The sequence below is a fragment of the Pseudomonas sp. LB3P81 genome (assembly GCF_054897965.1).
The window spans coordinates 817188-840224 of the sequence record NZ_JBUBVG010000001.1 but is presented as its reverse complement, the minus strand read 5'-3'; the positions used below and the strand labels follow the sequence as shown (position 1 = coordinate 840224).

Sequence of the window (23037 nt, the reverse complement as noted above, 5' to 3'; positions counted from 1 at the left end):
TACTGATGAGGCTTCTGTGGCGAGCGAGCTTGCTCGCGCTGGGACGCGTAGCGGCCCAAAAATCTTGCGGCTGCTTCGCACCCGAGCGCGAGCAAGCTCGCTCGCCACAGGGGGGTGGTGTTTTCCTGGTTAAACCCGGAACTGCTTGAGCAACCCGCTCAACTGTTCGCTCAATTCCTTGAGACGCACGCTCGCCACACTCGACTGTTCCGCCGCCAGTGCCGTGCTGTGGGACAAACCGGCCGCCTGGGTGACGTTCTGGTTGATATCCTCGACCACGTGGGCCTGTTGCAGCGTGGCGCTGGCGATGGAGGTGTTCAGGCCGTTGAGGTTGCGCAGTGCCTGGCCAATGGCATTCAGGCTCGCACCGGCGAGGCCGGCCTGTTCGATGGTCAGTTGGGACGCGCGGCTGCTGTCGCCAATGACCTTGACCGCCGCTTCAGAGTGGCTTTGCAGGCGCTCGATCATTGACTGGATCTCGGCGGTGGACTTCTGGGTGCGCTGCGCCAGCAGGCGCACCTCATCCGCCACGACGGCAAACCCGCGACCTTGCTCGCCGGCCCGGGCGGCCTCGATGGCGGCGTTGAGGGCGAGCAGGTTAGTCTGCTCGGCGATGGAGCGGATCACTTCGAGCACGCTGCCGATCTGAGTGCTTTCGGTGGCCAGGGTGCGGATGACTTCCACGGCCTGATCAATGGTGCCGGATAACTTGTCTATCTGTTGCAGGCTGCTGTCGATGTTGACCTGGCCCTGTTGCGCCTGGGATTCGGCATCGCGCATTTCGCTGGCCGCCTGCTCGGCGTTCTTCGCCACATCCTGCACGCCGTACGTCACTTCATTGATGGCCGTGGCCACCAGTTCCATCTGCTGGGATTGCTGCTGACTGCGTTGCTGGGCCTGGGCGGCGTCGTTGCCGAGCTCGCTGGACGACTGGCCCAGAGCGCTGGCGGACGCCTGCAATTCACCGATCACCAACCGCAGTTTGGCGGTAAAGGCATTGAAGTGGCGGGCCAGCTGCGTCACTTCATCCTGGCCATGGGTATCGAGGCTGCGGGTCAGGTCGCTTTCGCCGCTGGCAATGTTGGCCATGGCGTTCACGGTTTCCTGGAGTGGGCGCACGATGCTGCGGGCAATCAGGGTCACCAGTAGCGCCATGATGGCGGCAATCACCAGCCCGACGAGTGAAGCTTTCCAGACCTGGCCCATGAACTCGGCCTGCATGTCGTCGATGTACACGCCCGAGCCGATCACCCAGCCCCAAGGTTCGAACAGTTTGACGTAGGAAGTTTTTTCCACCGGTTCGCTGGCGCCCGGCTTCGGCCAGCGATAGTCGATCGAGCCGGCGCCCTTGGCCTTGGCGAGGGCGGCCATTTCATTGAACACCGCAAACCCGTCCGGGTCGCGGATCGCCGAGAGGTTCTGGCCATCGAGTTTCGGGTTGGCCGGGTGCATGATCATCACCGGCGTCAGGTCGTTGATCCAGAAGTAGTCGTTCTGGTCATAGCGCAGGCCGCGAACGGCGGTCAGCGCCTGTTTCTGCGCGGCATCGCGCGTGAGGGTGCCGGCAGTTTCCAGGCCATGGTAATAGGTCAGAATACCGCTGGCCGTCTGCACGACGTGCTGGGTTTTCTGCGCCTTGGCGTGATAAAGGTCTTCGTGAATCTGCTTGAGCATCAACACGCCCAACGTCAAAAGCATCATGACGGCCACGATCAAAATGAGCCACAAACGGCGGCTGATCGACATATTTCGCAAGCTGTTCATAACGCGGTCACTCCAGTTTCTCTTTCTTGTAAAAAATAATCGCCAGCATCCAACCACACTTTGCCGATCGGGCATATCCGACCCAAGTCTTATAACTTGGCAGCGTTGATCAGCCTTGTCTGATAGGATTTCGGCCTCGCACGGAAAAACCTGAATCCAAGTCGATGTTTCACGGAATTTTTACGGTTCCGTCCGGATTCTGCGCGCGCAGGGTTTTTAGCTACGCTGACTGTTTTTGAAAAAATATTAACGAGGCATGCCGTCGCGCATCGCTTCTTGGGGGATTGATGGATCTTTGGACTGCCTTTTCGGCATTGATTCTTGGGGTTGTAGAAGGGCTGACAGAGTTTTTGCCCATTTCCAGTACCGGGCACCAGATTATCGTTGCCGACTTGCTCAACTTCGGTGGCGAGCGGGCGATGGCCTTCAACATCATTATTCAGCTCGGCGCGATTCTCGCGGTGGTGTGGGAGTTTCGCCGCAAGATTTTCGACGTAGTGGTTGGCTTGCCGACGCAGCCCGGCGCCCGGCGCTTTACCGCCAACCTGCTGATTGCCTTCCTGCCGGCCGTGGTATTGGGGGTGATCTTTGCTGACCTGATCCACCATTACCTGTTCAACCCGATTACCGTGGCCACGGCATTGGTCGTGGGCGGCATCGTGATGTTGTGGGCGGAACAGCGTCAACACGAGGTGCACGCCGAAACCGTCGATGAAATGACCTGGAAAGACGCCTTGAAAGTAGGTTTGGCCCAGTGTCTGGCCATGATTCCGGGCACTTCTCGTTCAGGCTCGACGATCATTGGTGGTTTGCTGTTCGGGTTGTCGCGCAAGACCGCCACCGAGTTTTCGTTTTTCCTGGCGATGCCGACCATGGTCGGAGCGGCGGTGTATTCGGGATACAAATATCGCGACCTGTTCGTGCCGGCTGATTTTCCGGTGTTCGCGATCGGCTTCGTTACCGCATTCATCTTCGCGATGATTGCTGTCAGAGCCTTACTCGTGTTCATCGGCAGCCACAGCTACGCGGCGTTCGCCTGGTATCGCATTGCGTTCGGTGTGGTGATTCTGGCCACCTGGCAATTCGGCTGGGTTGACTGGACTGCGGTCAAACCATGAGTGATGCCAGCGGGCGCAACAGTCCCGGACGCCGTTCCGGGGGTGAGATCCACAACCCGCGACTGAAACTGCTGGTGTTTGCGCTCGTGTGCGCGCTGCCGCTGATGGGCTCGTTGTCGTTTTGGCTGCGAGGGATTTCGCTGATTCCCCTGGCGGCCTACGGCATCGTCAGCGTGTTGGCGTTCTTCCTTTACTGGAGCGACAAGCGCAAGGCCCGCACCGATAGCTGGCGTACGCCCGAGAACGTGTTGCATGCGATAGAACTTGCCGGTGGCTGGCCGGGCGCCTTGCTGGCCCAGCAGGTGTTTAGGCACAAGACGCGCAAAGTGTCGTTTCAACTGCTGTTCTGGATGATCGTATTGCTGCATCAAGTGTTCTGGATTGATCAACTGTTCCTGGGTGCAAACCTGTTGGCGCTGTTCTAAAGCAGCAGCCCGACCTGCGTGCGCTTGGGCAGCTTACTCACCACCAGTTGATGAGAGCGTTGCAACAGACTTTGCAGTTCTTCGGCGCCCAGCGGGTAGGGCGTTTGCATGATGATCCACTGGGCCCGCGCCAGGTACGGCGCCGGATGAACGCCCGGGCGATCGCAATGCCCCAGGAACAGATCCTTGTCGACCTTGAAGGCGAGGGATTCACCCCGCAGGTTCTGCAGGGCGAACATCTTGTTCCCGGCAATCGAAAACACCCGCACTCCACCCCACTTGTAGTCTTCCCGCGCACCCGGCAGTGCCAGACAGAACTGTGCGACAGCCTCTTCGCTCATGCGTCCAGCCTTCATATCAGTCGGTCCCCACAGGCATTGAATGATTCGATCAAATGGTCGAGCCAGGCGCGTACCGCCGGCATGACCCCGCGTCGGTGAGGGTAGACCGCTTGCAGCCAGCCGCCAGGCAAAGACCAGTCGGGCAGTAACTGCACCAGCGCGCCGCTTTCCAGTTCCTGCTCGCAATACATCATCGGCAGCATGGTAAAGCCCTGGCCGGCGAGGGTGCAGGTCTTACGCACGATGAAGTCGTCGATACCGAGTCGCGCTTCGAGTGCGAGGTCATGACTTTGGCCCTGCTGGTCGAGCATGCGGATGTGCACCATGCGGTCGGCTTCAAGGGCGCCGAGTACCGGTAAGCCCTTCAGGTCTTCGGGGTGGTTGATTTCCCGGCCTTGCAAAAAATCGGGACTGGCCACCAGCCACAGCTGCGCCTGACGCAAACGTCGGGTGACCAGTAAGGGGTCTTCATCCCCCAGCTCCCGCACACGCAACGCCACATCGACGCCCTCGGTCACCAGATCGACCCTGCGGTTGAGCAGCATGACCTCCAGTTGAACATGAGGGTATTTCTCCAGGAATTTACTGATCACCGGCGACAACATTTCATGGGCGAGGCCGACGGGAGCGGATACCCGCAAGCGGCCACGAGGCTCGCTGGACATGCTGGCCACGGCTTCATCGGCCATCTCGGCTTCCAGCAGCATGGCTTGGCAGTGGCGCAAATAGCGTTCACCCACAGCCGTTAACTTAAGCTGCCGTGTGGTGCGTTGTAACAGGCGTGCGCCAAGGCGTTCTTCCAGCTCGGCGATCCGACGCGACAAACGCGACTTGGGAATGCCCAGCAAACGCCCGGCCGCGGCGAAACCGCCGGCTTCGACCACCTTGGCGAAGTAGTAGAGGTCATTGAGGTCTTGCATGGTCTTAACCCGATTGTTCTATCAGTGAGACGAACTATCGCATTGTTGCAGTCTAATCATCTATTGGTTTCGTCTGTAGGATTGTCCCCATCAGATCGCCCCGTGGCGATCCTCACCTGGAGATCCCACATGAAACTGCTGCATATCGATTCGAGCATTCTTGGTGACAACTCGGCTTCCCGTCAGCTGAGCAGTGAAGTCGTCAAAGCCTGGCAAACCGCCGAGCCGAGTGCCGTGGTGACTTACCGCGACCTGGCCAGCGATGCCATCAGCCACTTCTCCGCGACGACCCTGGTCGCCGCCGGCACCACCGCCGAACTGCGCAACGCCGCCCAGCAGCATGAAGCCGAGTTGAGCGCCTCGACGCTGGCCGAATTCCTCGCCGCCGATGCAGTGGTCATTGCCGCGCCGATGTACAACTTCTCCATCCCGACTCAACTCAAGGCCTGGATCGACCGCATCGCCGTTGCCGGTCAGACCTTCCGCTACACCGAAGCCGGCCCTGAAGGCCTGTGCGGTGGCAAAAAAGTCGTGATCGTTTCGACTTCCGGCGGTCTGCATGCCGGTCAGGCCACTGGCGTGGCTCACGAAGATTACTTGAAGGTGCTGTTCGGATTTATCGGCATCACCGACATCGAATTCGTCCGTGCTCACGGCCTGGCATACGGTGACGAAGTGCGCACCAAAGCCATGGGCGATGCCCAGACGCAAATCGGCGAGCAACTGTTCGCCGCCGCGTAAGGCTTGCGTAAAGATGTAAATCAGCCCGGGCAGCACCCCAAAAAACTCTGTACTCTGATCACGCAAGTGTCAGATACGGAGTTTTTTGTTTCTGACTATTTCTAGCTGTTTCTCAAATAGTTCATGTTGTGGCCCAGGTTATGCAGTCGAGGGTTAACGTCCCCGTTCTGTAACGACCTTGGTGGCCGCAATTGCTGGTACAAGGCCGCTTCCTCGATGTGTCGAAGGAGAACGGGCTTCCCGGTCAAGTAACAAAGGTGGGGCATCCGATGGTGCGTCTTTGTGCAACGTTACTGATTTGCCTGCTCAGCAGCCTGAATTCAGTGCACGCCGCGCCTGCGCTGCATCCTCAATGGAGCGTCGGCTTCCATGAGCTGAGTTTTCTCGACCCGCTGGATCTGCAACCGATGCGCGCCATCGCGTTCTACCCTTCCAGCGACCGGGAACACACCAGCAAACTCGAGGGTTACACAGTCGAAGCGGGCGAAGACACCCGCGTCGCCATTGGCCGTTTTCCGATGCTGATGCTGTCCCACGGCAACACCGGAACCCCGCTGGCCCTGCACGACCTCGCTACATCGCTGGCGCGCAAGGGTTTTGTGGTGGTGGCGGTGATTCATCCCGGCGACAACTCCAAAGACCACAGCCGCCTCGGCACCCTGAGCAACCTGTACGGTCGGCCGATCCAGATTTCCGAAGCCATTACCGCGACCCTCGGCGACCGCATGCTCGCGCCGTTCGTCAATGCCGACCAGGTCGGCGTGATCGGTTACTCGGCGGGCGGGGAGACGGCGCTGATTCTGTCCGGCGCGACACCTGATCTGGATCGGTTGCGTCGCTACTGCCAGGAACGCCCGGACGACCGCGATGCCTGCAACACCAAAGGCGAGCTGATCGTCGACCGTGATGACCTGCAACCGGTGGCCGATCCTCGCGTTCACGCGCTGCTGCTGATGGCGCCGCTGAGTCTGAAGTTTGGCCGTCACACCCTGGCCGACGTGCATGTGCCGGTGCTGCTTTACAGCGGCGACGGCGACAAGCTGGTGGCCTTCGACAAAAACGCCGCGGCGCTGGCGCGCAAACTGCCGACCGCACCGGACTTCAAGTTATTGGCCGGGGCAGGGCACTTCGTGTTCATGGCGCCGTGCAACGAAGAACAGATCGCGGCCATGCCGGCGCTGTGCACCGATGCCGACGGTGTCGACCGCGAGGACATCCATCGCAACATGATTTCCGAGGCGGGGCGCTTCTTCTCCCACGCACTGGGCAAACCGACCCGCGCCGGGATGCAAACCGCCGATCAATAGCCTCCGCATACTCTGTGGGAGCGAACTTGTGTGGCGAGGGAGCTTGCTCCCGCTCGGCTGCGAAGCAGTCGCAAGCTTTTGGGGCCGCTTCGCGACCCAGCGGGAGCAAGCTCCCTCGCCACACAGGCTCGCCCCCCACCGTGGATTGTGGGTGTCAGGTCATTGCGCGGCGTTTCAGTAACAGGGTCAAACCCAGGCCGGTGATCGACAACAGCGCCGCACTGAAGAAAATCCACGAATACCCCAGATTCAATGCCACAGCGCCCATCAACGGCCCGGCAATCGCCAGCGCCAGATCGAAAAACACCGCGTAAGCACTCAACCCCGCGCCGCGACTTGAGTTGGGCACTTGCTTGATTGCTTCAACCCCCAGCGCCGGGTACACCAACGACAAACCGAACCCGGCCAGACCCGCACCGATCAAGGCAAAACCGGTCGAAGGCGCGAGCCACAGCAACACCAGGCCCGCCGTTTCAATGCTCATGCAGGCAATCGCCGAGGTGAATCCACCGAAGCGGCTGATGCTCGAAATGAACAGCAGTCGCGCCAGAATGAAGCAGACCCCGAACACCGTCAGGCAATACGCGGCACCGGTCCAGCCACGACTGAGGTAATACAGGGTAATAAAGGTGGTCAACGTGCCGTAGCCGATAGACGCCAGGCTCAAACTCGCGCCGAACGGCGCAATACGACCGAACACCGCCCAGAACGGCAGGCGTTCACCGCGAACCACCGGCACCGAGGGTTTGTTGCGGATCAGCAGCAGCGCCAGCGCAGCCAGCAATGACAGCGCGATCCCCAGACTGGCAAACCCATATTCCGCCACCATCACCACGCCGAGCGGCGCGCCAATGGCGATGGCGCCGTAGGACGCGATGCCGTTCCAGGAGATCGAGCGCGCGGTGTGTTCGGCGCCCACCTGGCCCATGCACCAACTGATGGTGCCGACGCCGATCAAACCCTGTGCGATCCCCAGCAACAAGCGGCCGGCGATCAGGATCAACAGGCTCGTCAGCGGAAAGCTTTGCAGCAGCGTCGACAACAACGTCAACGCGCCGCTCACCACAATCCCCGACAACCCGTAAACAATCGAGCGCTTGGTGCCGATGCTGTCCGACATGCGTCCGGCCATCGGGCGGCTGAGCAGGGTGGCGAGGTATTGGGAGCCGATAGTCAGGCCCGCCACGACCGCACTGAAACCGAGTTGTTCGTGGACATAACCCGGCAACACCGCAATCGGCAGGCCGATGCAGAGGAAGGCAATAAAGGTATAGAAAACGATGGAGACGATCTGCAGGGTGATCGCCATGGAGCTTTGCGGTGGCAGTTGCTGCGCAGACATGAGGGCTCGTTCGCGGGCGGCGGTGGGAGAGCTGCATCATGGCGCGGGTGTGAAATAAAAGAAAGCAGGCTAACGATCAAAAGATCGTCCGAACGCGGCCCGAGCCTTCGGCAGCTCCTACAGAGGTACGCATTCCAAGGTAGGAGCTGGCGCAGCCTGCGATCTTTTGATCTTCAGACAATAAAAAGCCCCGTCACAAGGACAGGGCTTTCAGTTGCAGCAGGCCTTACTTAGAACACAACACCCTGACTACGCAGGTAGTCATCATAAGTACCGCTGAAGTCGATCACGCCGCTGGCGCTCAACTCGATGATGCGGGTAGCCAACGACGATACGAACTCACGGTCATGGCTGACGAAGATCAGCGTGCCCGGATAGTTCTCCAGCGCCAGGTTCAGCGCCTCGATGGACTCCATGTCCAAGTGGTTGGTCGGTTCGTCCATGATCAGCACGTTCGGTTTTTGCAGGATCAGCTTGCCGAACAGCATGCGACCTTGCTCACCACCGGAGATGACCTTGACCGACTTCAGAATCTCGTCGTTGGAGAACAGCATGCGGCCGAGGGTGCCGCGAACCAGTTGCTCGCCGCCCTGGGTCCACTGGCCCATCCAGTCGAACAGGTTGCAGTCGTCTTCGAAATCGTGCGCGTGGTCCTGGGCGTAGTAGCCCAGTTCCGCGGCGTCGGTCCACTTCACGGTGCCGGCGTCCGGGGTCAGTTCGTTGACCAGGGTGCGCAGCAGGGTGGTTTTACCGATACCGTTCGGGCCGATGATCGCCACGCGCTCGCCAGCTTCAACCTGGAAGCTGAAGTCCTTGAACAGTGTCTTGCCGTCGAAGCCTTTGGCCATGCGCTCGACGATGACCGCCTGACGGTGCAGCTTCTTGGTTTGTTCGAAACGGATGAACGGGCTCACACGGCTCGAAGGCTTGACCTCGGCCAGTTGGATCTTGTCGATCGCCTTGGCGCGGGAGGTGGCCTGCTTGGCTTTCGAGGCGTTGGCCGAGAAGCGGCTGACGAACGATTGCAGTTCCGAAATCTGTGCCTTCTTCTTGGCGTTGTCCGACAGCAGTTGCTCGCGGGACTGGGTCGCCACGGTCATGTACTCGTCGTAGTTGCCCGGGAACAGGCGCAGCTCGCCGTAATCCAGGTCAGCCATGTGGGTGCACACGCTGTTCAGGAAGTGACGGTCGTGAGAGATGATGATCATCAGGCTGGAGCGCTGGGTCAGCACGTTTTCCAGCCAGCGGATGGTGTTGATGTCCAGGTGGTTGGTCGGTTCGTCGAGCAACAGCACTTCAGGATCGGAGAACAGCGCCTGAGCCAGCAATACGCGCAGTTTCCAGCCTGGGGACACCTCGCTCATCGGGCCGAAGTGCTGCTCGATGCCGATACCCAGGCCCAGCAACAGCTCGCCGGCGCGGGACTCGGCGGTGTAGCCGTCCATTTCGGCGAATTCGGTTTCCAGCTCGGCCACGGCCATGCCGTCTTCTTCAGTCATTTCCGGCAGCGAGTAGATACGGTCGCGCTCGGCCTTGACCTTCCACAGCTCTTCGTGACCCATGATCACGGTGTCGATCACGGTGAATTCTTCGTAGGCGAACTGGTCCTGGCGCAATTTACCCAGGCGCACGTTCGGCTCGAGCATGACCTGGCCGCCGGACGGATCGAGGTCGCCACCGAGGATTTTCATGAAGGTCGACTTGCCGCAGCCGTTGGCCCCGATCAGGCCGTAGCGGTTGCCCGCGCCGAATTTGACCGAAACGTTTTCGAATAGCGGCTTGGCGCCGAACTGCATCGTGATGTTAGCTGTAGAGATCAAAGGTTTTTCCTGCGAAGCATTCAGAGTAGCTAGGGTTGCGGCAGTACCGATTCAGTACCCGTTTCCGGTATTCAAACCACGGGAAATGCATCCCGGTCAGAAGCGGAAGGTCCATCTGGCAATAAGTGGACAGCAGCATATGGAGCGCTTGGCCCGAGTCGAAGTGCGCTGAGACGGGGTTCATTCCCGTCGTCAACCAAGGGGGGCGCGTAATGTTTGGCGGCGATTGTACTGGTCTGGCTCTTTAAACGATAGGGCGTTGAGACCACGCGGATGCTTTGGCGGTATCAGCGGACAGATTTTCACATCTGCAGGTTAACTATTAGTTACAAATCGTGGCTAAAATGCCATTTTTCCACCTGATGCCGACGGGCATGGATGCAGTTTGTTCACTCCTGGCGTGTGACAATTTCCGTGAAACTCATCATTGCCGCTATTTATGTTGTATCGATTGCGTATGTCCACCTGCGCGGTCGTGTGCGCCACAAACTGGGCCGCCAACTGAGCGATCACTCGTCTTTTCTGGCGCCGATCAATTGCTTCCTCTATCTGTTCTCGAAAATTCCCCGCAAGCCTTACCTCGATCCGGCGGATTTCCCGGACCTGAGCCCGTTGCAGGCCCATTGGGAAGAAATCCGCGCCGAAGGCCAGAACCTGCTCCGGGCGGGTGAGATCAAGCGTTCGAACCAGTACGACGACGTCGGCTTCAACTCGTTCTTCAAGACCGGCTGGAAGCGCTTCTACCTCAAGTGGTATGGCGACAGTCATCCTTCGGCGATGAAGCTCTGCCCGCGCACCACCGAACTGGTGCAGAGCATCGGTACGATCAAAGCCGCGATGTTCGCCGAGTTGCCACCGGGTTCGAAACTGGTGCGTCATCGCGATCCGTATGCCGGCTCCTACCGTTATCACCTGGGCCTGGAGACGCCGAACGTCGCCGGTTGCTACATCAACGTCGATGGCGAGAATTATCACTGGCGCGACGGTGAAGCGGTGATGTTCGATGAAACCTTCATTCATTACGCCGAAAACACCACCGATCAAAACCGCATCATTCTGTTTTGCGACGTCGAGCGGCCGATGAAGTATCGCTGGGCGGCGGCGTTCAACGGTTGGTTCAGCCGTAACGTGATCTCGGCGGCGGGCGCGCCGAACGATGTGGGCGACAAGACCGGTGGCATCAATCGCCTGTTCGCCAAAATCTACAAGATTCGCCTGCACGGCAAAGCGTTGAAGAAGCGCAATCGCAGCTGTATTACCTGGAGAAATGGGCGATTTTTGGTGGGTTGCTGGCGATTCTTGTCTGGATCTGATTTCCGTGTCGCCGCGTATGACGCCTTCACGGGCAAGCCCGCTCCCACAGTTTTCTACTGCGATCAAAAATATTGCGTGAGCCGCGAAACCTGTGGGAGCGGGCTTGCCCGCGAAGGGGCCGGCACCATCGCCGCGTAACGAATGAATACACCAATATTCATCAGCCACTAGAACGCTTCGTAACTTTTTTCGCCGTCGCCGCCGGTTTCGGTTTGGCCGCCGTCTTACCGCCAGCCTTACCCCCCAAACTGCGTTTAAGCAACTCGGTCAAATCGATAACATCCGCCGTCTTGCGCTCTTCCTCACCCGTCGTCGACTCGACATCCTCAATCTTGCCTTCATTCGCTTTCTTCTCGACCAACGCCATGATCTTGTCTTCGAAACTGTCGCGATAATCCTCGGGGCTCCAATCGCCGCTCATGTCTTGCACCAGCCGCTTGGCCATGTCCAATTCACCCTTGGCCAGTTCCGGTTTGGTCACCTCGCTGCCCAGTTCCAGTGTATCGAGGCTGCGTACTTCCGCCGGCCAGCGCAGCATCACCAACACCATCGCCGATTCCAGCGGCATCAGCGCAGCCAGGTGCTGACGGGTGTGCAGCACAACGTGGGCGAGGGCGACCTTGTTGGTTTTGCTCAGGGTTTCACGCAACAGCGCATACACCTTGCCGCCGCGTTTATCCGGCGCCAGATAGTAGGGCGTGTCGATGTTTTGCAGGGGGATTTGATCACTGTCGACAAAGGAAAAAATGTCGATGGTCTGCGTGGACAGTGGATGCGCCGATTTGACTTCGTCTTCGCTGAGCACCACGTAGCGACCCTTTTCATACTGCACACCTTTGACGATGTGCTCTTTGGTCACTTCCTTGCCAGTGACTTTATTGATGCGCTTGTAACCCACCGGGTCCATGCTGCGGCTGTCGAGCCAGTCGAAATCCACGCCTTGGGAAGACGTCGCCGAGACCAGCGCCACAGGGATATGCACCAGCCCGAAACTGATTGCGCCTTTCCAGATTGCCCGTGCCATGGTCGTCTACTCGCGAGTGATGATCAGGTGACCCGTGGCCCGGCGCAAAAGTTTCAGCGGCGTGCAGCCCAGCCCTGGCGGGGGCTCAACTTCGTGTTACATCTTGCCCGCGTAGTTTGGGTTAACAAATCCGAACCCTGGGCGTAGCGTGTTATCGAAGGCTGTATCCCTTTAGAGAGGCTGCCCATGAACCGATTTGTGCTTGGCGTCACCGTGATGGCATTGAGTGGCGTGCTGGGCAACCTGGCTCAGGCCGACATCGCATTGCCAGCTATTCCGTTGTTGCTGGCCCAAAGTCCGACGGGCAACACCAGCAACCCTTATAACAGTCCGATTCGCCGGGCCAACCCCAATAGCATGCAAGGCACCCAACCCGGTGCTCCGGTCATTCGCGGGCCGAACACCGTGCCCGTACCGCGACCGCCGACACTCGATAACGGCGGCATCGGCAATCGCTATCCCCAAGACCGAACAGCGCCCGCCAGTCCTCCGAAATTCATCCCCAATCCGCCCCATCGCGACGTGGACACCAGCAACCGTTGAGCGCCAGAACACAAATTCTGTCAGTCATTCAGACGACAAAAGGAATCGTGCATGTTGCGTAAGACTCTCCTGGCCACAGTCTGTGCCAGCGCATTGATCACCGTCGCGGCGCCTGTTTTTGTCGCGTCCGCACAAGAACTGAAAAGCGAGCAGGGCACCCTTGAGGTTACGACGATCGTCAAGGGGCTGGACCATCCATGGGCTTTGGCCTTTCTGCCAGACAGGCAGGGGATGCTGGTCACCGAACGGCCCGGCAACCTGCGCGTGGTCGGTGTGGATGGCAAGCTCTCGGCGCCGCTCAGTGGCGTACCGAAAGTCTGGGCCAAGGGCCAGGGCGGTTTGCTGGATGTGGTGCTGTCGCCCGACTTCAAGCTGGACCGCACGGTGTATCTGTCGTATGCCGAAGGCGGTGGCGCGGGCGACAAGGCCGGAACCGCAGTCGGTCGCGGGCAGCTGTCGGAAGACCTGACCGCCATCAAGAATTTCAAAGTGATCTTCCGCCAGGAGCCGAAGCTTTCGGTCGGCAATCACTTCGGCTCGCGACTGGTATTCGACCGCGACGGCTATCTGTTCATCACCCTTGGCGAGAACAACGACCGGCCCACGGCCCAGGATCTGGACAAGCTGCAGGGCAAGGTTGTGCGGATCTACCCGGACGGCAAGGTGCCCGACGATAACCCCTTTGTCGGTCAGTTCGGCGTCCGCCCGGAAATCTGGTCCTACGGCCAGCGCAACCCACAAGGCGCGGCGCTCAATCCCTGGACCGGCGTGCTCTGGGAACACGAGCACGGCCCGCAAGGGGGTGACGAGATCAACATCATCGAACGCGGCAAGAATTACGGCTGGCCGCTGGCGACTCATGGCATCAACTACTCCGGCCTGCCGATTCCGGAAGCCAAAGGCAAAACCGCCGAAGGCACTGTCTCACCGCGCCACGTCTGGGAAAAATCCCCTGGCCTGAGCGGCATGGCGTTCTACGATGCGGACCGCTTCAAGCCCTGGCAGCACAACGTGTTTATCGGTGCGTTGGTCAGTCAGGAGCTGATTCGCCTGCAGTTCGACGGCGACAAAGTGGTTCACGAAGAGCGCTTGATGGGCGAGCTCAACAAGCGCATTCGCGATGTACGGCAGGGGCCGGACGGGTATTTGTATGTGCTTACCGATGAGGATGATGGGACCCTGTACAAGGTTGGCCTGAAGTAACGCACAACCCTGTGGCGAGGGGATTTATCCCCGCTCGGCTGCGAAGCAGTCGCCAATCTGGACAATTTAGTCTGTTTGGCCGGGCGCTGGGGCCGCTTCGCGACCCAACGGGGATAAATCCCCTCGCCACAGGTTTACTCTCGGTGATAGAGAATCACCGCCGCCCGCAACTTGCCCCGCCCGAAACTGCACATCTTCTCGAATTCTCCATGGCTGACCGGCAGATGCTGGCAGTCCATGGGTTGACGATGCTGGCTATGGTCGACATCCGGGTCGTGCAGGTAGACAAACTCTTCATCGCAATCGGTGACGACCACCCAGTGCGGCGATTTGGAACGGGTCAGCCGATAACTGCTGATCAGCACCAGCGGCTGCCCGCCATCGGCCAGTAACCGTGGCAGGTCCAGCGGCCCGCCGAGCACCTGTTCGACGTCAGTGGCGTTCAACTGTGCCGCGAATTCCTCGTGCACCAGGCGCATGACGTCTTTTTTATGCTCATCGCGCACGCCATCGAGAAACAACGGCCCGGCCATGCTCACTTGCAGTCGCACGCGAAATCCGCGCCGGCATGCCGCCAGTGCCAGACCTTGAGGGCTGCATCCGCCGTGGCCCGAGGTCATGAACACGGTGGTCGCTTCGCGCCAGATCTGCAGTTCCTCGCGGCGCTCCAGCGCGCGATCGGCTTGCAAGGCGCCCATGACCATCAACAGGCATGCCGGGCCGCAGGTGAAATCGGTGGTTTGCGCATACCAGGGGACCTTGATGCTGCGGCCATCGCGATGCTGAAGGATGCGTTTCTCCAGGCGCAGCGCATCGGCGTGGTCCTGGTAATAATCGTGAATCAGGGCGAAACGCCGATAACCGTTGCGCTCATACAGGGCAATCGCCGCGGGGTTGTCGATGCGCACTTCCAGCCGCAGGTAAGCGCAGTCATGCTCAAGGGCACAAGCCTCGATACGTTCAAGCAATTGCTTGCCCAGCCCGTTACCGCGTGCCTGTTCAGCAATGGCAATCGAGTAGAGCCGAGCCAGCGACGTGCCTCGGTGAAACAGCACCACCGCGTAACCCACCAATTGCCCGTCTCGTTCAGCCACCAATAGCTGCCCGTGAGCCCGGGTGATCATCCACTGAAAACTGCGACTGGTGAGCCGGTCCGTGGTGAAGCATTGCTGTTCGAGTGCCAGCAACGCGGGTAAGTCTTCAACTACCGCCAAGCGAAAGACAGGATTCATATGACCGCCGTAAAAGTTGCGTAACGAAACGGGACTTTCGAAAAAGTTCGTGCTTAATAGGAAAGGTCTTGTTCTCCAACGGATCAATCACTATGTCAGCGGTACAGGGTCATTGGCGCGAAGTATCCGAGCAAACTTTGCCGGCAGCAACTTTTTTAAATGGTACGGTTAGAACTTCCAGCCAGTTGATTATCATCGTCGAACGCAAGGAAGACTGGGCTTCTTACTTTCCCAGCGAAGACATCGTCACGGCTCAGGAATACCTTGAGCAGACTCGTGACAACGAGCAGGGCAAACGGGTCCAGGTGATCAACCTGTGCCGCAGCTACAAGTACCTGGGGCACGGTTATTACTGCTCGCTGCTTGCCGAAGCGCGGGGGCACAAGGTCATTCCGTCGGTGCGGACCATCAGCGAGCTGACCAAAAAATCTCTGTATGGCCTGGCCCTGGACGATCTGGAAAAACCGCTGGAAAAAGCCCTGAGCAATCATCTTTACAGCGATACCGAAGGCTTCACGCTGACGCTCTACTTCGGCAGGACCAATATCGAACCGTTGCAGGATCTGGCGCGACAGTTATTTGAAGTCTTTCCGTGCCCGATATTGTTGGTTGAATTTCGTCGAACGAATGGCTGGCACATTGAAGGTGTCAAATCGGGTGCGCTGCATAAGTTGCGCGAAGATCAGGAAGATCAATTTGCCAACTCTCTGGACAGCTTCAGTCGCAAGATCTGGCGCGTGCCACGTTCGCGACAATTGGCCCGTTATGACCTGGCGATTCTGCACGATCCGCAGGAAGCACTGCCGCCGTCCAACCCCAAGGCACTGGACAATTTCGTACGCGTCGGCAAGACATTGGGCATCGATGTGGAGCTGATCGAACGCAAGGACTACGCGCGCATCGCCGAATACGACGGCCTGCTGATCCGCGAGACCACCAGTGTCGACAACCACACCTACCGCTTCGCCAAGAAAGCCGAGAGCGAAGGGCTGGTGGTGATGGACGATTCGACATCGATCCTGCGCTGCACCAACAAGGTTTACCTGACCGACCTGCTCAAAAGCCATCAGTTGGGCATGCCCGCCACCGAAATTCTCTACAAGGAGCGACCGGAAGACTTCGAACGGGTCGGCGAGCGGCTGGGTTTCCCGCTGGTGTTGAAGATCCCCGACGGTTGTTTCTCCCGCGGCGTGATCAAGGTCGAAAGCCAGCAAGCCTTGCTTGAAGCAACCGCCGAACTGTTCGAACACTCAGTGCTGTTGCTGGCTCAGGAATTCTTTTACACCGAGTACGACTGGCGCATTGGCGTACTCAACCGCAAACCGATCTTTGCCTGCCAATACTTCATGTCCAAGGGCCACTGGCAGATCTACAACCACAAGGCCATAGGCCAGGACATCAACGGCGAATGCCGCACTATGGCAGTCCATGAAGCGCCCCGCGCAGTCGTGGAACTGGCGGTGAAAACCGCGAACCTCATCGGCGACGGCCTCTACGGCGTCGACCTCAAGCAGTCCGGCGACAAAGTGGTGGTGATCGAAGTCAACGACAACCCGAACATGGACGCCGGCATCGAAGACGCCTACCTACAGGACGATCTGTACTCGCTGGTACTGGAAGAATTTGTCCGCCGACTGGAATTGAAACGACGCGGTCAGGCCTGGTGATCGGCCGATGATCAAGAGCTTTCAACTGACCCACGGCGCACTTCACGCGGTCGAGCGACTGGACGCCGAAGTGATGCTGTTCAGCAACCCCGATGCCGCCGAGCGCGACCTGTTGCACAGCCATTTCAAGCTCGATGAACACGCATTGGCCTCGGCGCTGGACCCGGACGAGGTGTCGCGCATCGAGTTTCACCCCGACAATTTGTTCCTGATCTGGAAGCGTCCGGAAAACTATTCCGGCGCGGGTAGCCTGGCCTTTGAAGTGTCGTCCTGTGGCTTGCTGTTTTGTGCGCAGCGTTTGCTGGTGATCGCCACGGACGATTCGCCGCTGCATGGGCTCGGCACCCGGCAGAAGTTGAATACGCCACTGGATGTGCTGCTCGATCTGCTGTTCAACAACATCCATCACTACCTGGGTCATCTGAAGGTGATCAAGCTGGTCGCGCGGGAGTTGCAGCAGAAATTCAACGCGTCGATGCAGAACCAGCACCTGATCCAGATGTTCAACCTCAGCGAAAGCCTGATCTATTACATCAACGCGATTCACAGCAACGGCGCGGTCCTGACCCGACTGCGCAACCACGCGGAAAAACAACACTTCAGCGCCGAAGCCATCGGCCTGATCGACGACCTGATCATCGAAAACAACCAGTGCTACAAACAGGCGGAAATCTACTCCACGGTGTTCTCCGGGCTGATCGATGCCCGGGGCAACCTGATGAACAACAGCATGAACGGCCTGCTGCGCAAACTGACGCTGATCAACGTGGTGTTCCTGCCGTTGAATCTGATTGCGAGCATCGGCGGCATGTCCGAGTTCAGCATGATGACGGCGGGCACGCCGTGGTGGGTTTCGTATCCGTTGTTTCTGAGTGCGATGATGCTGGGGGCGGGAGTGATGGTGTTGGGGCTCAGGCGGTTGGCCAAATAAATGCATTGGCTGTCAGGTCGCCTTCGCGAGCAAGCCCGAATCAGGCCACCTGTTCGGCGTCGGCTGTCTTTTTCCGATCCAGCAAACCCCGAACCACGAGATACAACAACGGCCCAATCGACACAAAAACCGCCGTAATCACCAGATAAGGCACCACCGACCGCCCACGCTTGCGCGCATCGCGGTACATCCAGACCCCGGCCAGCGTCGCCAGCAGATAAAGATCAATCACCACCTGCGCCGTATCCGGCCGCGACATCAGGCTGATGCCAAACTCAATCAACGAGTGTTCGGCCTGGAGCATCACCGAAACGGTGTAGCCAGCAAAAGCGATCAGGGTAATCAGGGGTAGGGCGACAGACTTCATGGTTTCCTTCCTTGGGACAATGAGTAGAGTCGCCAGCCTACCGAGTTCGATGAAAACTGGCCATTGACTTGCGTTCCGTGCACGGCTAATTTCCAGCCATGACTTCCACCGTATTTCGCTGCCAGCCAAGCATTATTACCGCCATTCCTTATCTGGCGGGCTAGCTCACGACTGCAGCACCCAACCCGCCCTAGAGGCGGGTTTTTACTTTCTGTCTCCCGGGTTTTAAACCAACACACGGTCGGTGTAGGAGCTGCCGAAGGCTGCGATCTTTAGATCTTTAAAAGCAAAGATCGCAGCCTTCGGCAGCTCCTACACCGACCGTGTACAACAGGAGATGGCCATGAGCAGCACGCCCGCCCAGCAGACCTTGCTTGAGCACTACGTCAAAAAGATTCTCGCCGCGCCGGTGTACGAACTGGCGGTGCGCACGCCGTTGCAAGCGGCCCCGGCACTGTCCGAAGCCTTGGGCAACCAGGTCCTGCTCAAGCGCGAAGATTTACAGCCGACCTTTTCCTTCAAGATCCGAGGCGCCTACACCAAGTTGGTGCAACTGAGCGATGCGCAAAAGGCGCGCGGCGTGATCACCGCCTCCGCCGGCAATCATGCCCAGGGCGTGGCACTGGCAGCGCGTGAATTGGGGATTGCCGCGACCATCGTCATGCCGTGCACGACGCCGCAATTGAAGGTGCTCGGGGTGCGCAGCCGGGGCGCCGAAGCTGTGCTGCACGGGGAGAGTTTTCCGTTTGCCCTGGAATACGCCTTGAGTCTGGCCGAGCAAACCGGTCGCACCTTCGTTTCACCTTTCGACGACCCGCTCGATCACCGAACCTTCCGGTGCGTTAGCCGTGGCTGGCATCAAAAAGTACGTGGCGCAGACTGGCGTGCGTGGTCAAACGTTCGTGGCTATCGACTCCGGCGCCAACATCAATTTCGACAGTTTGCGCCATGTCGCTGAACGCGCCGCGTTGAGCGACGCCCCGGCGTGAGCAGGTGCAGGAAGCCGATCACGCAAGAATTTGCACACCCAATCCCCTGTGGGAGCGAGCAAGTCGAATCGTCGCACCGCCGCTCCCACAGGTTTTGCATCCGGGTTATTCCAGAACGGCTTTTTCCACCTTGCTCGACGCCGACCAGACCCGGTAGCGCACTTCGACGTCCTTGGGCACGTAAAGCACAATCGGCAGCTTGCTGTTGTAGCGCAACATGAAACCGTCGCCGACCACCGGGACGAAGTCCTGTTTGCTTTTGCCATCGGGACAGGCCATCAACGTGCTCATCGGGCCGATCACTTTTTCCAGTCGGTAGAACGGATAACCCCAGCCCTCGAGGTTTTTCTCCTCGAGCATGCCGCCCAGACGTTGGCGATTGCAGTCCACGGTCAGGGTCTTGCCGGCGAGAATCTCGACCTTGTAGCTGTCTTCCTGGCTCTGAGGGGCGAGGTGAATGACCTGGCGGGTGAAGCCGCTTTCGGGTTTGGGGAAGGGCGCGACGTCTTCGAGTTTCGCTGCCTGAGCGATGGTCGACAGACCGGCAACAATCAGCCCGACGGTAGTGATTCGGGTCAATGAGCCCATGATGCCTCCTTGCGTGTGAGTAGGGTCAGCAGATACTGAAAAGAGTGGCCGCATTTTTACTGGCCATGGGCGGCCAATGCAAACCCGGACTCATCAGGTTGCAATTTGCAGGGACGAGAACCGGCTTTCATGCAGACTGCATGAGCCTATTTACTTGAAGACACATTAAACCCTTGATTTACCGATGAGCTGCACGGCGAAATCCGGGGCATGTTTTATGCTGCTGTAGCTGGTCCTGAAGCTGACCGCGAATTTATTGAGTCGGCATTGATAGCTGATTGGCAATCTCACAATAAGGAGAGGGTCGCCATGTTTCTTTCTGCCTTGGAACTCCGCAACATCATCGAAAGCAGTTTTCTGCCGAAACGCTGTCAATGCACGCTGTCGCCCGACCTGTCGATGACTGTCAAAGTGTTTGCCGACGGTCAGACCGATCAAGTGGATCTATTGGTCACCGGCATAAATGCCAAGTCGCTCAATGGCTGTCGGGAAATCAATGACCTCATCACCGGACTGCGCTCCGACATGCAGCATCGGGCAGGCATCCAGACACTGCATCCTGACCGGCAAGCGCTTTAACTCGCCGTCGTCACATCCCGGGTCTGGCCAATAAGCCAGACCCGCGTTTGTTTGTTTTCGATCAATTCTGATAACTGCACGCATCGGACATTTTGAGATACGTGATCTCTGCGGGTTTACCCGACTCGTCGATGTACTTCATGTTCGCCGTGATGACTTTGCATTCCAGGGTCGAAGGTTCGCTCAGCGAAATGACCTTGGCCACGTGCAGCGGCATGCCGTATTCATAGGGCACCGCTTGAGTAGTGGGTGTGTCGTTGGCCTGGGCCAGCCCGGCAAACCCGGTGCAGGCGAGGGCAATGGTAACCAGCAAAGTGCGCATGTTCATGAGCGTTCTCCAGTGCAGACGGAAAGTCAGCTCGACATAACGGGCGTCGAGCCTGCCGCACTGGGCGTCAGAAGAATCTGAGGGCGTGCGGTCCAGTAAAGTCTTGGACCGCAGCGTTAAGCGATGGTTAACCTGCCTGAATACCGCCTGTCGTGAGGGGCGATTCTGTCAGGCGTTTCGTTGGGGTAAGAATCTTCAGTAGCTTCGGCTTCGTCCTACAAGAGTGGATGCTTTGTCGACTTTCGGCTGATGGGGCGTAGCGATTACTGTTTGGGCTCGCTGCAAAATCAGCGAACAGGTTTGGTCACCTGATTAAACAGTGCACATAACTGTGACATCATTCGCTTTGCGAACATCTCTGTTCGCATAGCGCAATGCTGTGGCGGCTGTGTGCAGGACGCCTTCGGGCGAGCTGAGTTACTGTTCTCAGTTGACCAAACCTGTACACGGTCCGCCTCCCATCGTTTGGTCACGGTGCTGGCGGTTACTGCAAAACAGACGAGTAACTAACTATGACAACGATAAATCCATTCCCCGATCGCTACCGTTCAATCAAAAGCAGCGTCACCGACTCATCCCCCTTGGTCATCGACACCGAAGCCAACCCCCAAGACATCCTCGAAGCCGCCCTCCAGCGCATCCGCGCCTCCAGTGATTTACTGGAAACGCTCCATATCCAATGTTTCAAAGACGGCGACGTGCAGGACATTCCGCATATTACGCACGCGCTTTATCTGCTGGCTCAGGATGGTTGCGATTTGCTGAAGGTTGCTCAGCAACGGATGTTGAACTGGAAGGCGCCAGTCTGAAATTGCAGCTTTAGTAATCCAGCGCTGTAAGCGCTGGATTATTTCGGGTTTATTAAACTGATTTTTTCGTAGGCTTGGCGCTTATCAGCGGGTCATTGATTTACCTGTCCCAGAGCGTGAATGGGCGGGTCTTGATAAGACTCGTCGATTTCGATCCCGACAGCGCGAGTTTTTTCTTCACTTTTTAATCTCATCGCATGAAAACTATTTATCCCCGCTGGCAATAAATCTATCCAGTTGAGTCTATCTTTTTCATCTGTTATGCCGGATTTCCAAAATTCCCTCTCCGTAAGAAACTCTGGGTTATTGTCCAAAACATGCTGTAGAGGTGCGTGAAGCGCTATTTCAATGGGCGCGATTTTGTCGGTCATATTTGATTCGCTGTCATTGCATGCGGTGAGAACAGCGCAAAATATGATGAGCCAGTGATATCTCATTGCTGGTAGGCCTGGGGTGAGATTGTGCGTATTTCGACAGTCATAAACGCCTTACGCCGTTCGATTCGGGGCGGAGGCATCGCTCAGCGCCATGAAGTGGCCGCTGAGCGGGAAGTTCTACTTTTCACCGGACCAATACCAAAGTGTATCTCCCCAGTTTGAGCCGCTGAAACTCGGCAGAATTTCGCCTTGATTGAAGTAACGTCGGGATTCGGATTGAGCCGGACTAAACCAGTAACCCGCCACGCTGCATGGCTGACCGGCTTCAAGACGGGCAGGGGTTTTGGATTGATCTCCTTGATCGAAGCGTGCATACCAGCGAGCGGTACTGTCTTCTTCGAAGCAGTTTCCATAAGGAGAATAAGTGTGCAGTTGATCTGGATTGGGGTTGCGCAGCGGCTTGACGACTCGATTGACTGCCACGTAGGCAGCGGGGAGCCGCTCGTTTTCGGCTCCCAACTGGGGAAAGTTTCCCGCGCGAATGATCAGTCCGTTGTCATAACTCGACATCTCTACATCGCCGCGCCCACTAAAGGCGTGACGTAACAGATCTTCGCCTCCCAGGCGTTCAACAAAGTGCTTTCCAAGAACGGTGTACCAGTTCACGCCCTTGATGTGATCGAGCAGTTCTCTCTTGAAGTTGTGCACCATGGAATCCACTTCAAGTCCGGGGTACTGTTGAGCCAGCTGAAATTCCATCGGCATATAACTATCGAAGTCATAAGGCAGGACACTAGAAAGTCCACCATAGCCATGTTCAGCCTTGACTTGGTTACAGAGGTAAATCAACCAGTTCTGAAAGCGAGCAACGCCGTCAGCTTCTTGCAACAAAGCCCAAGGCAAGGTGATTTTCAGATACGAGCGTTTCCGGTCGCCATGGACCTCAAAGGAATTCAGTGCTGAAAGGCTGTATTCAGCGGCCTCATTTGCGGTCGAAGCGCTGCTGATGTGCCACTCGTACTGTTCGTTCGAATCAGTCTCGAGAATTTTCAGCATCGTTTTCTTGAAACTGTCGTTTGTCAGCTTCTTGTAGCGACCCTCAAATTGCCCTTTCAGATGTTGGCCAAACTCTTCCTTGAAACGGTCAAAGCACTCCATGACCTGTTTCTTGCTTTCAGGCAAATAGCCTTCTTTAAAATACACCGTAGCGATTAACCCGAGCCTGACGACGGGTGTGTTATCTGGCAATTCAAAGGTCAGATTTGGGGCTTGGTCAATCAATTTTTCCAATGCATTCATAGTCGTCTC

At 57.9% G+C, this 23037-nt stretch carries 22 protein-coding genes and 2 pseudogenes; 12 read left to right on the top strand and 12 right to left on the bottom strand.

The window, feature by feature from the left end; genetic code table 11:
- Positions 1-129 precede the first annotated feature (129 nt).
- Positions 130-1764, bottom strand: coding sequence for a methyl-accepting chemotaxis protein (locus tag ACYZTL_RS03770; protein WP_461950639.1), 1635 nt, complete (start codon positions 1762-1764; stop codon positions 130-132).
- Positions 1765-2051: 287 nt separating this feature from the next.
- Here ACYZTL_RS03770 and ACYZTL_RS03765 point away from each other — a divergent pair, with 287 nt between their 5' ends.
- A complete protein-coding gene (locus tag ACYZTL_RS03765) occupies positions 2052-2882 on the top strand; it encodes an undecaprenyl-diphosphate phosphatase (RefSeq protein WP_461950638.1) in 831 nt (276 codons plus the stop codon).
- Positions 2879-3307: a DUF1294 domain-containing protein gene (locus tag ACYZTL_RS03760; RefSeq protein WP_461950637.1), complete on the top strand. Its 429-nt coding sequence runs from the start codon at positions 2879-2881 to the stop codon at positions 3305-3307. Before ACYZTL_RS03765 ends, ACYZTL_RS03760 begins: the two co-directional genes overlap by 4 nt.
- Here the strand turns inward: ACYZTL_RS03760 and ACYZTL_RS03755 are convergent.
- The gene (locus ACYZTL_RS03755; RefSeq protein WP_461950636.1) at positions 3304-3663 is read right to left on the bottom strand and encodes an MmcQ/YjbR family DNA-binding protein; all 360 of its coding nucleotides are present in this window, start codon (positions 3661-3663) and stop codon (positions 3304-3306) included. The genes ACYZTL_RS03760 and ACYZTL_RS03755 overlap by 4 nt on opposite strands.
- Positions 3660-4568: a LysR substrate-binding domain-containing protein gene (locus ACYZTL_RS03750; RefSeq protein ID WP_461950635.1), complete on the bottom strand. Its 909-nt coding sequence runs from the start codon at positions 4566-4568 to the stop codon at positions 3660-3662. Before ACYZTL_RS03750 ends, ACYZTL_RS03755 begins: the two co-directional genes overlap by 4 nt.
- A 129-nt stretch (positions 4569-4697) precedes the next feature.
- On the opposite strand from ACYZTL_RS03750, the gene ACYZTL_RS03745 reads away from it, so the two are divergent.
- Both ACYZTL_RS03745 and ACYZTL_RS03740 read left to right on the top strand, forming a co-directional pair.
- Entirely contained in the window at positions 4698-5309 is a 612-nt protein-coding gene (locus ACYZTL_RS03745) for an FMN-dependent NADH-azoreductase (RefSeq protein ID WP_461950634.1), read from the top strand.
- 269 nt (positions 5310-5578) lie between these two features.
- On the top strand, positions 5579-6616 hold the full coding sequence (locus tag ACYZTL_RS03740) for an alpha/beta hydrolase family protein (protein WP_461950633.1): 1038 nt from the start codon (positions 5579-5581) through the stop codon (positions 6614-6616).
- 154 nt (positions 6617-6770) lie between these two features.
- Here the strand turns inward: ACYZTL_RS03740 and ACYZTL_RS03735 are convergent, their stop codons facing one another.
- Together ACYZTL_RS03735 and ACYZTL_RS03730 are read right to left on the bottom strand one after the other, a co-directional pair.
- Entirely contained in the window at positions 6771-7958 is a 1188-nt protein-coding gene (locus tag ACYZTL_RS03735) for an MFS transporter (protein ID WP_461950632.1), read from the bottom strand.
- A 230-nt stretch (positions 7959-8188) separates the two neighbouring features.
- Positions 8189-9778 carry an ABC-F family ATPase gene (locus ACYZTL_RS03730; protein WP_461950631.1) on the bottom strand — a complete coding sequence of 530 codons (1590 nt, stop codon included), beginning with the start codon at positions 9776-9778 and terminating at the stop codon, positions 8189-8191.
- Between the two features lie 414 nt (positions 9779-10192).
- Here ACYZTL_RS03730 and lpxO point away from each other — a divergent pair.
- Positions 10193-11091, top strand: a pseudogene (lpxO, locus tag ACYZTL_RS03725) (lipid A hydroxylase LpxO).
- A 161-nt stretch (positions 11092-11252) separates the two neighbouring features.
- On the opposite strand, the gene ku reads toward lpxO, so the two are convergent.
- On the bottom strand, positions 11253-12116 hold the full coding sequence (ku, locus tag ACYZTL_RS03720) for a non-homologous end joining protein Ku (protein ID WP_461950630.1): 864 nt from the start codon (positions 12114-12116) through the stop codon (positions 11253-11255).
- Between the two features lie 186 nt (positions 12117-12302).
- Between ku and ACYZTL_RS03715 the strand changes: the two genes are divergently transcribed.
- On the top strand, positions 12303-12659 hold the full coding sequence (locus ACYZTL_RS03715; RefSeq protein WP_461950629.1) for a hypothetical protein: 357 nt from the start codon (positions 12303-12305) through the stop codon (positions 12657-12659).
- Positions 12660-12710: 51 nt separating this feature from the next.
- Positions 12711-13862, top strand: coding sequence for a PQQ-dependent sugar dehydrogenase (locus ACYZTL_RS03710; RefSeq protein WP_461950628.1), 1152 nt, complete (start codon positions 12711-12713; stop codon positions 13860-13862).
- A 134-nt stretch (positions 13863-13996) separates the two neighbouring features.
- Here the strand turns inward: ACYZTL_RS03710 and rimI are convergent, their stop codons facing one another.
- Positions 13997-15094: a ribosomal protein S18-alanine N-acetyltransferase gene (gene rimI, locus ACYZTL_RS03705; RefSeq protein WP_461950627.1), complete on the bottom strand. Its 1098-nt coding sequence runs from the start codon at positions 15092-15094 to the stop codon at positions 13997-13999.
- Positions 15095-15186: 92 nt separating this feature from the next.
- Here rimI and ACYZTL_RS03700 point away from each other — a divergent pair, with 92 nt between their 5' ends.
- Both ACYZTL_RS03700 and ACYZTL_RS03695 read left to right on the top strand, forming a co-directional pair.
- Entirely contained in the window at positions 15187-16761 is a 1575-nt protein-coding gene (locus tag ACYZTL_RS03700) for a RimK family protein (protein ID WP_461950626.1), read from the top strand.
- Positions 16762-16768: 7 nt separating this feature from the next.
- Positions 16769-17692: a magnesium transporter CorA family protein gene (locus ACYZTL_RS03695; protein WP_461950625.1), complete on the top strand. Its 924-nt coding sequence runs from the start codon at positions 16769-16771 to the stop codon at positions 17690-17692.
- 40 nt (positions 17693-17732) lie between these two features.
- Here ACYZTL_RS03695 and ACYZTL_RS03690 read toward each other — a convergent pair whose 3' ends face one another.
- On the bottom strand, positions 17733-18059 hold the full coding sequence (locus ACYZTL_RS03690; protein WP_461950624.1) for a DUF2834 domain-containing protein: 327 nt from the start codon (positions 18057-18059) through the stop codon (positions 17733-17735).
- Between the two features lie 343 nt (positions 18060-18402).
- Here ACYZTL_RS03690 and ACYZTL_RS03685 point away from each other — a divergent pair.
- Positions 18403-19048 (top strand): annotated as a pseudogene (locus ACYZTL_RS03685) (pyridoxal-phosphate dependent enzyme).
- A 105-nt stretch (positions 19049-19153) separates the two neighbouring features.
- On the opposite strand, the gene eco reads toward ACYZTL_RS03685, so the two are convergent.
- Complete coding sequence (gene eco, locus ACYZTL_RS03680) at positions 19154-19636, bottom strand: serine protease inhibitor ecotin (protein ID WP_461950623.1); 483 nt, start codon at positions 19634-19636, stop codon at positions 19154-19156.
- A 309-nt stretch (positions 19637-19945) separates the two neighbouring features.
- Here eco and ACYZTL_RS03675 point away from each other — a divergent pair, with 309 nt between their 5' ends.
- Positions 19946-20215, top strand: a complete 270-nt coding sequence (locus tag ACYZTL_RS03675; RefSeq protein ID WP_461954249.1) for a DUF1652 domain-containing protein — start codon at positions 19946-19948, stop codon at positions 20213-20215.
- 61 nt (positions 20216-20276) lie between these two features.
- On the opposite strand, the gene ACYZTL_RS03670 is transcribed toward ACYZTL_RS03675, so the two are convergent.
- Complete coding sequence (locus ACYZTL_RS03670) at positions 20277-20543, bottom strand: DUF2790 domain-containing protein (RefSeq protein WP_461950622.1); 267 nt, start codon at positions 20541-20543, stop codon at positions 20277-20279.
- Positions 20544-21055: 512 nt separating this feature from the next.
- Here ACYZTL_RS03670 and ACYZTL_RS03665 point away from each other — a divergent pair.
- Positions 21056-21352, top strand: coding sequence for a hypothetical protein (locus ACYZTL_RS03665; RefSeq protein WP_461950621.1), 297 nt, complete (start codon positions 21056-21058; stop codon positions 21350-21352).
- A gap of 92 nt (positions 21353-21444) precedes the next feature.
- Here ACYZTL_RS03665 and ACYZTL_RS03660 read toward each other — a convergent pair whose 3' ends face one another.
- Together ACYZTL_RS03660 and ACYZTL_RS03655 are read right to left on the bottom strand one after the other, a co-directional pair.
- Complete coding sequence (locus ACYZTL_RS03660) at positions 21445-21723, bottom strand: hypothetical protein (protein ID WP_461950620.1); 279 nt, start codon at positions 21721-21723, stop codon at positions 21445-21447.
- A gap of 183 nt (positions 21724-21906) precedes the next feature.
- Positions 21907-23028 (bottom strand): DUF3396 domain-containing protein, encoded by a 1122-nt coding sequence (locus ACYZTL_RS03655; RefSeq protein WP_461950619.1) that lies wholly within the window; start codon positions 23026-23028, stop codon positions 21907-21909.
- Positions 23029-23037: the final 9 nt, after the last annotated feature.

Excerpts from the sequence above, each read along its gene's own strand:
- ACYZTL_RS03770 (WP_461950639.1), bottom strand. The coding sequence starts at position 1,764 with ATGAACAGCTTGCGAAATATGTCGATCAGCCGCCGTTTGTGGCTCATT.
- ACYZTL_RS03765 (WP_461950638.1), top strand. The coding sequence starts at position 2,052 with ATGGATCTTTGGACTGCCTTTTCGGCATTGATTCTTGGGGTTGTAGAA.
- ACYZTL_RS03760 (WP_461950637.1), top strand. The coding sequence starts at position 2,879 with ATGAGTGATGCCAGCGGGCGCAACAGTCCCGGACGCCGTTCCGGGGGT.
- ACYZTL_RS03755 (WP_461950636.1), bottom strand. The coding sequence starts at position 3,663 with ATGAAGGCTGGACGCATGAGCGAAGAGGCTGTCGCACAGTTCTGTCTG.
- ACYZTL_RS03750 (WP_461950635.1), bottom strand. The coding sequence starts at position 4,568 with ATGCAAGACCTCAATGACCTCTACTACTTCGCCAAGGTGGTCGAAGCC.
- ACYZTL_RS03745 (WP_461950634.1), top strand. The coding sequence starts at position 4,698 with ATGAAACTGCTGCATATCGATTCGAGCATTCTTGGTGACAACTCGGCT.
- ACYZTL_RS03740 (WP_461950633.1), top strand. The coding sequence starts at position 5,579 with ATGGTGCGTCTTTGTGCAACGTTACTGATTTGCCTGCTCAGCAGCCTG.
- ACYZTL_RS03735 (WP_461950632.1), bottom strand. The coding sequence starts at position 7,958 with ATGTCTGCGCAGCAACTGCCACCGCAAAGCTCCATGGCGATCACCCTG.
- ku (WP_461950630.1), bottom strand. The coding sequence starts at position 12,116 with ATGGCACGGGCAATCTGGAAAGGCGCAATCAGTTTCGGGCTGGTGCAT.
- ACYZTL_RS03715 (WP_461950629.1), top strand. The coding sequence starts at position 12,303 with ATGAACCGATTTGTGCTTGGCGTCACCGTGATGGCATTGAGTGGCGTG.
- ACYZTL_RS03710 (WP_461950628.1), top strand. The coding sequence starts at position 12,711 with ATGTTGCGTAAGACTCTCCTGGCCACAGTCTGTGCCAGCGCATTGATC.
- rimI (WP_461950627.1), bottom strand. The coding sequence starts at position 15,094 with ATGAATCCTGTCTTTCGCTTGGCGGTAGTTGAAGACTTACCCGCGTTG.
- ACYZTL_RS03700 (WP_461950626.1), top strand. The coding sequence starts at position 15,187 with ATGTCAGCGGTACAGGGTCATTGGCGCGAAGTATCCGAGCAAACTTTG.
- ACYZTL_RS03695 (WP_461950625.1), top strand. The coding sequence starts at position 16,769 with ATGATCAAGAGCTTTCAACTGACCCACGGCGCACTTCACGCGGTCGAG.
- ACYZTL_RS03690 (WP_461950624.1), bottom strand. The coding sequence starts at position 18,059 with ATGAAGTCTGTCGCCCTACCCCTGATTACCCTGATCGCTTTTGCTGGC.
- eco (WP_461950623.1), bottom strand. The coding sequence starts at position 19,636 with ATGGGCTCATTGACCCGAATCACTACCGTCGGGCTGATTGTTGCCGGT.
- ACYZTL_RS03675 (WP_461954249.1), top strand. The coding sequence starts at position 19,946 with ATGTTTCTTTCTGCCTTGGAACTCCGCAACATCATCGAAAGCAGTTTT.
- ACYZTL_RS03670 (WP_461950622.1), bottom strand. The coding sequence starts at position 20,543 with ATGAACATGCGCACTTTGCTGGTTACCATTGCCCTCGCCTGCACCGGG.
- ACYZTL_RS03665 (WP_461950621.1), top strand. The coding sequence starts at position 21,056 with ATGACAACGATAAATCCATTCCCCGATCGCTACCGTTCAATCAAAAGC.
- ACYZTL_RS03660 (WP_461950620.1), bottom strand. The coding sequence starts at position 21,723 with ATGACCGACAAAATCGCGCCCATTGAAATAGCGCTTCACGCACCTCTA.
- ACYZTL_RS03655 (WP_461950619.1), bottom strand. The coding sequence starts at position 23,028 with ATGAATGCATTGGAAAAATTGATTGACCAAGCCCCAAATCTGACCTTT.